The 12,364-nt window shown below is 40.2% G+C and carries 7 protein-coding genes and 1 pseudogene; 6 read left to right on the forward strand and 2 right to left on the reverse strand.

Annotation, left to right across the window (positions count from 1 at the left end; translation table 11 throughout):
- Positions 1 to 109 precede the first annotated feature (109 nt).
- From H5158_RS11840 to H5158_RS11855, 4 genes and pseudogenes are all read left to right on the forward strand, one after another.
- Positions 110 to 2,365 (forward strand): acyl-CoA dehydrogenase, encoded by a 2,256-nt coding sequence (locus tag H5158_RS11840; protein WP_182740080.1) that lies wholly within the window; start codon positions 110 to 112, stop codon positions 2,363 to 2,365.
- A 223-nt stretch (positions 2,366 to 2,588) separates the two neighbouring features.
- Positions 2,589 to 4,691, forward strand: a complete 2,103-nt coding sequence (locus H5158_RS11845; RefSeq protein WP_182740081.1) for a TonB-dependent siderophore receptor — start codon at positions 2,589 to 2,591, stop codon at positions 4,689 to 4,691.
- Between the two features lie 870 nt (positions 4,692 to 5,561).
- A pseudogene (locus H5158_RS23125) lies at positions 5,562 to 6,527 on the forward strand (glutamate synthase-related protein).
- 302 nt (positions 6,528 to 6,829) lie between these two features.
- Entirely contained in the window at positions 6,830 to 8,542 is a 1,713-nt protein-coding gene (locus H5158_RS11855) for a thiamine pyrophosphate-dependent enzyme (protein WP_182740082.1), read from the forward strand.
- A 590-nt stretch (positions 8,543 to 9,132) separates the two neighbouring features.
- Here the strand turns inward: H5158_RS11855 and H5158_RS11860 are convergent.
- A complete protein-coding gene (locus H5158_RS11860; RefSeq protein ID WP_182718721.1) occupies positions 9,133 to 9,309 on the reverse strand; it encodes a DUF6435 family protein in 177 nt (58 codons plus the stop codon).
- Between the two features lie 193 nt (positions 9,310 to 9,502).
- On the opposite strand from H5158_RS11860, the gene H5158_RS11865 reads away from it, so the two are divergent.
- Together H5158_RS11865 and H5158_RS11870 are read left to right on the forward strand one after the other, a co-directional pair.
- On the forward strand, positions 9,503 to 10,453 hold the full coding sequence (locus H5158_RS11865) for an oxidoreductase family protein (RefSeq protein WP_182740083.1): 951 nt from the start codon (positions 9,503 to 9,505) through the stop codon (positions 10,451 to 10,453).
- Between the two features lies 1 nt (position 10,454).
- Positions 10,455 to 11,426 (forward strand): Gfo/Idh/MocA family protein, encoded by a 972-nt coding sequence (locus H5158_RS11870; RefSeq protein WP_182718723.1) that lies wholly within the window; start codon positions 10,455 to 10,457, stop codon positions 11,424 to 11,426.
- A 1-nt stretch (position 11,427) separates the two neighbouring features.
- On the opposite strand, the gene H5158_RS11875 is transcribed toward H5158_RS11870, so the two are convergent.
- Entirely contained in the window at positions 11,428 to 12,270 is an 843-nt protein-coding gene (locus H5158_RS11875; RefSeq protein WP_182718724.1) for an ABC transporter substrate-binding protein, read from the reverse strand.
- Positions 12,271 to 12,364 lie beyond the last annotated feature (94 nt).

Below are 12,364 nucleotides of genomic sequence, written 5' to 3' on the forward strand. Positions count from 1 at the left end.
TAAAAATAAATAAATTGAAAAAACTGTTAAAAAATTGCTTAGAGTAATTGATCTAAACCATTTTTTATGACGTAATGTAGGTATTATTGTCTGGTCGGATGAGTTGATTATGAGTTTACGTACAAAATTAAAAAAAGTATTACCAAGTATTTCTATCACTGAACAAGAAGCCCTTGATGCGGGTGATGTGTGGTTAGAAGGCTCTATTTACCAAGGTAAGCCTGACTTCAACGCACTTCGCGCAGTCCCTGCTGCTGTATTGAGCGCAGATGAACAAGCATTTATCGACGGCCCATTACAAGAGCTATTGGGTATGATCGACGATACAGAAATTCAAAATGGCATTCATTTACCTGAATACATTTTAGATTTTCTGAAAAAGGAACGTTTCTTTTCACTGATCATTCCTAAATCATTCGGTGGTTTAGAGTTTAGCCCTTACGCAAACTCAACTATCGTTGGCACAATCGCCACTAAAAGTTCTGCTGTTGCAGTAACCGTTATGGTTCCTAACTCGTTAGGCCCTGGTGAGTTACTACTGCACTTTGGTACTAAAGAGCAGCAAGCACATTATTTACCACGCCTAGCCAATGGCCGTGACATTCCATGTTTTGCACTCACAAGCCCAGAGGCTGGTTCTGATGCCGGTGGCATTCCAGATTTAGGTACTGTGACTAAAGGCATGTATAACGGCGAAGAAGTACTTGGTCTTGAGATCACTTGGGACAAGCGTTATATCACCCTTGCGCCAATTGCCACCGTACTTGGTTTAGCATTTAAAGTGGTTGATCCAAATGGCTTGCTAGGTGGTAAAGAAAACCTCGGTATTACGTGTGCACTTATTCCAAAAGAGCACCCAGGTGTTGAACTTGGTAATCGCCATGATCCAATGGGGATTCGTTTTTACAACGGTACTACGCGTGGCAACAAAGTATTTGTACCAATGGACTTCATTATTGGTGGGCAAAAGAACATCGGCCGAGGCTGGCAAATGTTGGTTAGCTGTTTAGGTGCTGGCCGTGGTATTTCATTACCTGCATTAGGTGTTAGTTCATCTCAGGTAGCATTTAAAGGTGCGTCTGAATATGCTGCGGTACGTGAGCAATTTGGCTTAGCAATCGGTCAGTTTGAAGGTATTCAAGAAAAACTCGCTGATATTGCTGGTAAAACATACCTACAAGAAGCAATGCGTGTACTTACAACCGAAGGTTTAGGCATGGGCTTAAAGCCATCGGTTGTGACTGCAATTGCAAAATATCACATGACTGAAATTGGTCGCGACGTGCTTGACTCAGCAATGGATATTCAAGCTGGTAAAGCAATTCAGAACGGCCCGCAAAATACGTTAGCAAGCGGCTATGTTGCGCAGCCAATTGCCATCACGGTTGAAGGCGCTAATATTCTTACCCGTAACTTGATGATCTTTGGTCAAGGTGTAATGCGTTGTCACCCATATTTACAATCGATGGTTGAATCAATCCACAGCGAAGATAAAAACGCAGATAAAGAATTTAACAGCATTCTACGCAAAACAGTCGGTTATAGCGTAGCAAACAGTTTACGTGCATTTCGTTTAGGCGTATTACCGTTTACTGCCGGTGCTAATTCACCACTTCCAGAAGTACGTGAATATGAAAAAGCAGCTCATAAATTATCAGCTAAATTAGCAGTATATGCAGATTTTTCGTTACTGGTACTCGGCGGAAAACTTAAACAAGCGGAAATGCTATCAGCCCGTTTAGGCGATGTAATGAGCTTCTTATATGCGGCAATGGCATCAATTAAATATTATGAGCAAAAAGTGGCAAGCAGTGAACGCGAGCAAGCAGCGCCATATTTCCACTACGCAACACGTTTTGCATTACAAAGCGCCGAACAAGCATTGCATAAGTTTTTAGACAACTTCCCTGCAAGTGGCACACGTAAGTTTATGCGTTTTATTACCATGAACTATTCGACTAAAATGCCAAAAATTAGCGATGACTTAATTCGCGAATTAGCTACACAAGCGCAACTTGACACGGCATTTAAAAAGCAAATCACACACTTAGTTAAACCTATTGAAGGTGATGGACATTACATTAACGAGCAAGCGTATAAAGCGAAAATGGGCTGTTTAGATTTACTCGCAAAAGTGAAAAAAGCCTTGCGTGCTAAAACAATCAAACCAGGTATTCGTTTTGCACTTACTCTTGATAATGCACTTGTAGCAAATGTAATCACTGAAGAAGAATACGCTAAACTGATTGATTACAACAAAAAACGTGAACGCGCAATTCGTGTTGATGAGTTTGATTTTGATATGAACTTATTAGACGAAAATGCAAAACCGATAAACCCACTGAAAAGTGTTGTTAATCAGTAATATTTTTTAATTCAACAATGTAAGCGCCTGCAGTATAGGCGCTTTTTTTGTGCTAAAAAAACTTAGAATCCATATTTATTCGTTAATAAGACAAGTGTTATTCCGCCGGCACAGTAATATGTTATTCAATTGTAAGTCTATAGGTTGTAAAACTTTATGATTGTATTTGTTGTTAAAAAACGTTAATCTAAGTGCAAATTGTTTTTATTTGACTTGAGGGTCCATGTTTAATCCAACTATTTCTTACATCTCTATGGCAGTTACATTAGCAATGTCGAGTGTAGCTTTTGCAAATGAGCAAGGCACAGAAGAAGCAAATATCGAAAAAATCTCTGTGCTAGGGCAACGGTTAGAATATAATACCAGCGCTACAGGCTTAATGCTTTCAGTGCAACAAACTCCTCAGTCTATCTCTGTAATTGATGCGCAAGCAATTCAAGACTTTGCACTAGATAATGTTGCAGATGTCGTGGGAATGGCTGCGGGGATCAATGTTCAAAAAGCAGAAACCAGCCGTTTTTTCTTTAGCGCACGTGGTAATCCCGTTACCAATTTTCAGTATGATGGCTTACCGGTTTTTTACAATAGCTTTTTTTCAGAAGCAGTATCAGATTCCATTCTTTTTGAGCGTGTGGAAGTAGTTAGAGGCGCCACTGGCTTACTCTCTGGAGCAGGTGAACCTTCAGCGGCAATCAATTTGATCCGTAAAAAAGCAGGTTTTGAACAACAAGGTTACGTTACTGCGAAAGTTGGTTCATGGCAAAATGTTAGACTTGAAGGTGATTTTAACACGCCACTCAATAGCGATGGCAGTATTCGTGGCCGTGTAGCTGCGAGTATTGATCAAGGTGAAAGCCATGTTGATTTAGCTGAAAAAGATAATCTTCAACTTTATACAACCGTGGGTTTTGATTTAGGCGCGAATACTGAGATGAACATCGGAATAGAGCATGCGAAACGTAGGCCTAAAGGCTCTACATGGGGAGCATTGCCTTTATTTTATGCTGATGGCTCCTCTGCTGATGATTTAGCTATATCAAGTACAACGGCAGCAAACTGGACCTATTGGGATCGCGATAATACCAGTGCCTTTGTTAATTTAGCGCATAGCTTTACAAATGGGTGGCAGTTGAGAGCTGAATATGAGCGCCGAGATGATAAAATGGATGGCAAACTATTATACTTAAGCGGGCATCCTGATCGAGACACTGGGCTTGGTATGAGTGGTTCGTCAATGATTTATCAAAGTGATCGTACTTTGGATAGTGCGCGCATATACGCAGATGGTCCTTTTGAGTTGTTTTCTCGAGAGCATCGCTTGATTGTTGGGGCTAACTTAAGTGATCAGCATGTCACTTCTGATTCATTTTATGCTATTAGTGGTGATCCCGTTGGTAACTTTTTAGAGTGGGATGGCAGTGTATCTGAACCTACTTATGCAAATGCAGCTATTACCGGAAAAAATAACGAACAGCAGGTTGGTGCTTATATTGCAACACAACTGAGTGTAACGGATAAACTTACCCTTGTTCTAGGTAACCGCTTTAGTCGCTATGATTATGAAAATGAGGTAGACAGTGCTGATAATTACAAACAAACGGGCATTAACACTCCTTATGCGGGGCTAGTGTTCTCACCTGTATCTGCCGTATCAGTTTATACAAGCTATACAGAAATATTCCAGCCACAAAATGCAAAAGATAAAAATGACCAACGCCTTGATCCTGTAGAGGGTAGCAACTTAGAGGCAGGCGTAAAAAGTACTTGGCTTGATGAACGATTACTTGTTACCGCTGCCGTATTTAAGGTCGAAAAAGATAATGTAGCAGTACTAGACCCTTCATTCACTGAACCATTGCCTGATGGTAGCTTTCCATCTATCGGAAAAAAAGGTACGCAGAGTAAAGGTTTTGAAGTGGAAATTTCGGGGCAAGTAACTGATTCATTTAACGCTAATTTCAGTTATGCACACACTAAATCTGAAGATGAAAATGGTGATGATTTTGCAACCCATAACCCTGAACACTTAGTTAAGCTCTCTGGAATGTATGATTATAATGAAGCGTTTAAATTTGGTGTTAATGCACATTGGCAAAATGAAATCTACAATGAAAATGTAGGTCCTAATAATGCTCACCGTGCAGAGCAAGCAAGTTATTGGCTGGTTAATATGATGGCGCGTTACAAGTTTACAGATCAGTTTAGCGGCCAAATGAATATCAATAACGTGTTTGATAAAAAATATTACTCCAGTATTGATTTTTATAACCAAGGCTTCTTTGGCGCACCACGTAATATTGAAGCTTCAGTAAGGTATCAGTTTTAACCACTCTCTATTTATCATAGCTTACCCCGCAAGTTAAAGCGGGTAAGCTATTCCTTCTTAGGTAGTTTACTTGATTAGATCTAATCACTTTTTGTACTTAAAGTGAGTGGGCAATGTCATTGTTGCCAAACACCAATGTAATGCAAAAAGCCATAAACTTGCGAATGAAAGTAAATCAAAGCCGACTATTTTTTAGTACCTTCAGATCCTAGCATACATGTTTACAATATCGCCAACATCTATCTACAGAGTTTATTCATGTCGCTTTGCGATAAGATTTATTGATTAATCTTTATATGTAAACTCGCCAAACGAGTAAGATAAAATTTTTTGTTGATTATTTAAGGTGGTGTTCAGAAGGTAAATGATAGGGTAAAAATAAGTTATTTACTAAGTAAGCTGCACTCGCACCTAGGAATAGTGTGTTTGCTGTTTTCATTAAAATAGACAAAGGATTATAGTCTCATGAAGCAAGTCATGTCTTTTTTTCATTTAGTACTACGATCTTTTCTACCTATTTGCGCGGCGATAACAGCCTTGTTTCTAATCATTTTTGACTCATATAATTATTGGACACTCAGTTTAATTATTATACTTGCACTTTTATCCTTTCTTGGCGTTAGAGACCGCTTTCAAAAGAGTAATACACTTTTGAGAAATTACCCTGTAATTGCATGGGTGCGCCATATTTTTTATGATTTGCGTCCATTTTTGCGTCAATACATTGTAGAAGATGATTTAGAAGGGACGCCATATAGTTTTGCTGCGCGTAATCTTATTTATAATCGGGCTCAGGGTAAAAGTGACACACAGCCGCTGGGCACTGAGCGAAATGTCCGTGAAGATGGTTATACATGGGTGTGCCACTCAATGGCACCAAGCGCAGAGCCTGATAAAAAACCACGTGTCACGATTGGTAATGAGCAGTCTAGCCAACCCTATAATGCATCTTTATTAAATATTTCGGCCATGAGCTTCGGTGCTTTATCTGGGCGAGCGATAGAGGCTTTAAATAAGGGCGCTTCAATTGGTGGATTTTATCATGACACCGGTGAAGGAGGGCTTAGCAAATATCATAAAAAACACGGTGGCGATATTGTATGGGAACTCGGCACTGGCTATTTTGGTTGTCGTGATAAACATGATCGTTTTGATCCCAAGCAATTTGCTGACCAAGCGCAAATCGAACAAGTAAAAATGACTGAAATTAAGCTAAGCCAAGGTGCAAAGCCGGGTCATGGTAGCATGTTGCCAGGCTCTAAAGTAACCCAAGAAATAGCCAACGCGCGACAAGTGCCTATTCATCAAGATTGCTTGTCTCCCTCAGGGCATTCTGCATTTTCAACCCCGATTGAGCTTCTGGAATTTGCGCAAAATATGCGTCAGTTATCAGGCAATAAACCCGTAGGTCTGAAGCTCTGTGTTGGCATGCCTCATGAAGTGATGGCATTAGGCAAAGCAATGTTAAGTACAGGGATTTATCCTGATTTTATCGTTGTAGATGGTGCCGAAGGCGGCACCGGGGCAGCTCCTAGTGAACTGTCTGATTGGGTTGGTATGCCTTTAGAAGATGGTCTCGTAATGATGCAAAATATGTTAGTGGGCACAGGGCTCAGAAAACATATTAAGTTAGGTGCCAGCGGTAAAATTTATAATGGTATGGGAATGGCAAAGCACATTCCTTTAGGAGCTGACTAGTGTAATGCGGCGCGTGCATTTATGTTTTCGATTGGTTGCGTTCAGGCGCGGCGTTGTGACAAGGGAACTTGTCCTACAGGCATTGCAACACAAGATCCGCAACGTCAACGCTCCTTAGATATTGATATACAATCTTAACGGGCTGCTCGCTTTCATGCCAAAACTCTCTCAGCACTGGCTGAAATTGTAGGCTCAAGTGGTGTTATTCACCCAAGCGAGCTTAACCCGCATCAAATTATTACCCGTGTTAACGCTGCTCAATCTAAGTCGATTATTGATATTCACCCGCTTTTGCCTGCAAATAGCTTGCTTGACGCACCTAAAGATACAGCCTATGGCGATTGGTGGGAGGCGGCTTCACCGGATACATTCAAACCCATTAAAGACATAACACAAGCGATGGGAAAAACTTTATCAGCACATAATAGAGGGCATTATTAATGAGTATTACAGTTTCCGAAGTAATTGCTGACACGCTAATAAAAGCGGGTGCAAAACGTTGTTATGGTATTGTGGGTGATACAATTAACCACTTTACTAATGCAATCAGTAAAACGTCTCTAGAGTGGATCAATGTTCGACATGAAGAAGTGGGGGCATTCGCTGCTGGCGGTGAAGCATATATGACTAGGCAATTAGCTGTGTGTGCCGGCACCTGTGGTCCTGGAAGCTTGCATTTTGTTAATGGTATTTTTGAAAGCCATCGTAACGGATCGCCAGTTGTACTCATTGCTTCAAATGTAGATAGCTCTGAAGAAGGCATGGGGTTTCCACAGGAATTAGACCAAACTAAGATATACGATCAGTGCTCCGTTTTTTGCCAGCGTATTAATCATCCTAGTCAAGCAAGACGGATCGTTGCCCAAGCGGCCCAAGCTGCGTTAACTCATCAAGGTGTCGCGGTGGTTGTAGTGAATGGCGATATATTTAAAAATAAAATTGAAGATGATATCGCTTGGTCGGTACACCAACCACAGCCGTTAATTCGTCCAAATGACGCAGATTTAAACACCTTGGCGGGTATGATCCATAGTGCAAAGCGGATCACGATTTATGCGGGGATTGGCGCACGTGAATCACATGACCAACTAGTTGCGCTTGCTGATAAAATAAAAGCACCTATTGCACACAGCTCTCGTTCAAAAGAGTTTGTTGAACCTAATAATCCGTTTAATGTAGGTATGACAGGTATACTAGGTAATTTGGCTGGCATGCAAGCAATGGATGACTGTGATCTATTGCTATGTTTAGGCTCTGACTTCGCCTATACCCAGTTTTATCCGAAAAATGCACAAATTGTTCAAGTTGATACACAGGCGAAACATTTAGGAAGACGTACACCTATCGATTTGGGGTTGGTGGGTGATGTAGCCAATACAATTGAGGCATTACTGCCTTTACTTGAACAGCGCTCTGATGATTCTCATCTAAATAATGCACTAGAGCAGTGGCACAAGGACAAAAAAGAGTATGCAGGAAAAGCAAGGCATGAGAGTGAGCTCATTCACCCTCAGTATCTAACGCAATTACTCAGTGATAAAGCCGATAGAAATGCCATATTTACCGCTGATGGTGGGAGTCCGATGGTCTGGTTACTACGCCATTTAGAGGCTACAGGCGAGCGTCGATTCTTAACAAGCCTACTGCATGGAACAGTGGCAAATGCGTATCCCCAAGCGCTAGGTATTGCAAATGCATACCCACATCGGCAAGTGATTGCGATGTGTGGTGATGGTGGTTTAACAATGTTAATGGGGGATTTGCTGACACTAGTACAAGAGCAAATCCCAGTGAAATTATTGGTTTTCAATAACGAATCCCTTGGATTTGTTGAAATGGAACAACGGGTTGAAGGTCTACTAGATAACTATACGAGTCTGCATAACCCAAATTTTGCTTCATTAGCTGAACAAATTGGTCTGCAGGGGTGGCAAGTCGATACTCCAGAGCGACTCCCAGATACGATGCAAGCTTGGTTAGATCATAAAGGACCTGCATTATTAGAAGTTAAAGTTAATCGCATGGAATTAGTAATGCCTCCTAAAATAGAGGCTAACCAAGTTGCTTCTACTGCCTTATTTGGAGTAAAAGCCGTTCTTAATGGTCGCTCAGATGAAGTGATTTCATTAATCCGAGATAACTTTATTAAGTAACAACACCTTTTAAAATAGGAGGTATTACGATACCTCCGGTTTTTACTCATCTCAGTAGAAATTTAAATACTTTCTAGCGTTTATATTGGGCTATTCGTCGCTATCATGGCTAACATTTTTGATATATAGAGTCAGCTAAGCTCTTGATGCTCTAATCTTAAAATGTTTATGCCATACTAGGTGCTGGTTAAATGAACGTTAGTGTGTATGTCTTTTTATCTACTTTTAATTAGTCTTCGTTATCAAAATATCAAAATTATAGGAAAAGTCACGGCGCTTTGGAGTGGTTGAGGTAAAATAATGCGCTGCTGTTTAGATGGTTAATAAGTCATAATGACGCAGGAGCTGCTCTGTGTCTCAACTTTTCTCGCGATGTAAATAAAATTCCATAACTACCAAGCGCTTGGATTTTCTTTGCGTGCATTCCATTTAATCTAGCCCAGCACCATTAGGTGTCAGGATAAGTAGTTGAAATAGTGTGGATGAGTTTGTGTAAAGGGCTGATTTGTATGAATTGACTCAACCACGATTCACGGGGCTCAATAAAAAGCCCCATTTAATAATTTTAGACTGCAGGCTAAATATTATATTTACTTGTTTTGTTTTTCTATCTCTATTATTTGTTTGTCTATTTGATCTGCTTCAAAGGAAAGTTCTGAGTATTTGCGTATATCGCCATTACGTTGGGCATGCATTGCTTGTTCTAGTTTTATAGAAAGCTGCTTATGTAACTTTTTAGTTGGGTCTTTCTTAAAGAATGAAAACATATATTACTCGTTTAATAACTGGTGCAGATTGATACGTTTCAATCAATGCATTGGTTTACATTATGTTGAAATAGTAAGCTGGCAAAAGATAATGATTGCTAACATGTAGTTAAGTAGTGAGCTGTGTTGCCTGTAAGCGCTTTAATCTTAAAATGTTTATGTCATACTAGGTGTTTTATGAATATTGGTGCGTATGTCTTTTTGTCTGCCATTAATTGGTCTTCATTATAAAAATATTAAAATCACTGAAACAATCACTGCTTTATGGAGTGGCTGTGGTGAAATAGTGCGTTGTCGTTTAGACGGTAAAGCCTGCGTCATTAAAGCGATTAGTGTGCCCGATCACATAAATCATCCGCGAATTTCGCAAACTGAGTTTGCAATTAACCGAAAGCGTCACTCTTATGAAGTCGAATTTTATTGGTATCAGCATTATGCGACGCGATTACCATCTAGAGCAGGTGCTTTAAGGTGTTTTAATGCCATAGAACATGAGCAGCACAAAGTCTTAGTGTTTGCTGATTTTACAGAGTGTGGCTTTGTAAACGCAAAACCAATCCATACACATGTTACAGCCATTATTAAGTGGTTGGCGTATTTTCATGCTTTTCATTTTCAAGTCAAAGCTGATGGCTTATGGCCGCAGGGGAGTTATTGGCATTTAGCCACTCGGCCAGACGAGTATGAAAAAATGGCAGATTGTGCTATCAAGCAACAAGCACACAGCATCGATCAAACTATTCGGGCATGTCAGTATCAAACGCTTATTCATGGTGATGCAAAACTTGCGAACTTCGCTGTTAATAGTTCGACTATGGAAGTTTTAGGATATGACTTTCAATATGTTGGCGCTGGAGTAGGTGTTATTGACGTTATGTACTTTTTGGGTAGTTGTTTAAATGAACAGCAATTACAACAAAGAGCTGATGATTACTTAGCCGATTACTTTAAATATTTTGCCAACGCCATGCACATATTTGATAAAAGCGCATATAGCCATGCTGCTATTAACGAATGGCAAACCTTATGGCCAGTTGTATGGGCTGACTTTTACCGATTTTTAATGGGCTGGAGTCCAGAACACGTAAAAATTAATGCTTATATGCAATATCAAATTACAAAAACAAATTTTGGGGTAACGTAGAATGACGAAACAGATCCGTTGGGGAATGATTGGCTGTGGCGCTGTAACCGAGGTGAAAAGTGGCCCTGCGTATAAAAATACGAAAGGTTTTGTGTTGCAAGGCGTTACTCGACGAGATACCGCACTCGCTGAAGATTACGCAAAACGCCATAACGTGCCTATGGTATTTAAAACGGCCGATGAATTGATCGTAAGTTCTGATATTGATGCCGTGTATATCGCAACGCCTCCAGATAGCCATATGGAGCTTGCGCTAAAAGTTGCTGCTGCGGGCAAACCATGTTGTATTGAAAAACCACTGGCGCCTACATTGGCTCACAGTGAAGTTATTCTTGAAGCTTTCAGCAGTAAAAATGTTCCCTTGTTCGTCGCGTATTATCGACGTTCTTTACCGCGCTTTAATAAAGTAAAAAGCCTGATTGACACGGGCGAAATCGGCCAGGTGCGACATATTAATTGGCACTTAAGTAAAGCCTCCAGCGAGCAAGATAGATCAGGTGTTTACAATTGGCGTACCGATAAAACTATCGCACCAGGAGGTTATTTTGATGATTTAGCCAGCCATGGTCTCGATTTATTTGGTTACTTATTTGGTGATTATGAACAAGTGAAAGGACTGGCGACAAACCAGCAAAACTTATATGGCGCTTTTGATGCAATCACTGCGTGTTGGCAGCATAAAAACGGTATTACCGGCTCAGGAAGTTGGAACTTTGGTGGTTTTTCTCGTTTTGATGTTGTTACTTTATACGGTGAAAAGGGCGAGATCAGCTTTAGCGTATTTGATGAGCAAGCAATTACGGTTATTAACGAAAGTGGTCAGCAACAACTGAGCATTGAAAACCCGCCTCATGTTCAACAATATCATGTGCAAAATATGGCCTCGTCATTATTTGAAAATATTACACATCCGTCAACAGGTCATTCGGCCGCACATACTAGTTGGGTGATGGAGCAAATTTTAAACAACTAAATCAGCGTGCAGGTATTGCTACGTTAAAAGCATCTTGTAATGCGTGTAATATCAGCGCCTGCTCCGGCGGTGCAAATATTTGTGTGTGACTACTAATGATTATTTTCTGGATTTCAGGCGTTTGTAATGCTTGATCAAATAATGCAATCACTTGCTTTCCTTGTTCTGACTGCGAGCATGCAATATAGCCAAACACTGTTTGATTCGTGTCGTCTAGGCTGAGATAGCGGATATTTTCTGTGCTTGGATCTGTACCGTGACGAGAAGTAAACACCGATCTGTATTCAATAACGGCATCGAACTTATTTTGAAATAGCATTTGACTAAGGCGATAAGCACCTGTTGTGCCGCCTAAGCTCATAAATGATTTAGGATGCTTGGTAATATAATTATCTATTTCGTGACCATATGAACGCCCTGAAGCAATGCCGATGGTGAGATTATATTTATTTACCGCATCATTTAAACTAATATTTTCAGGCAATTCTGGATGATTATACACCACTAAGCGGTTGGCCGGAAAAGCCATAATTGGGGAGGTACTAAATAATGCATTTTCAAGGCGATCAGGTGTTTTGACTTTATTGTACAAACACACATCTTTCATTGCATGCAATTGTTGCCACTCCCTTAATCTACTCGCTGTGATAAAGTTTAACGCGATTGCACCATTGAGCTGCTTTTCAATATCGAGCAAAAATTGAGTGGCTATGTTAAATGGATCATCATTTTCCTGTGATGCAAAGTCGGTCATCATTTGCACCTTTAATGGTTTTTTAGCCATCGCTAATGAAGGCATTATTGCTAAAATACCAATCAAGAGCCCAATAACAAACTTTGACATAAAACCTATGTGAGCAAATTATTCATAGCTATTATTATAGTGTAGTTGCGTTGAAAATGACAATTATCGGATTAAATGAGATAAAGCGCTGTAT

The sequence above is a fragment of the Pseudoalteromonas sp. SR45-6 genome (genome assembly GCF_014163545.1).
Taxonomy (GTDB): domain Bacteria; phylum Pseudomonadota; class Gammaproteobacteria; order Enterobacterales; family Alteromonadaceae; genus Pseudoalteromonas; species Pseudoalteromonas rhizosphaerae.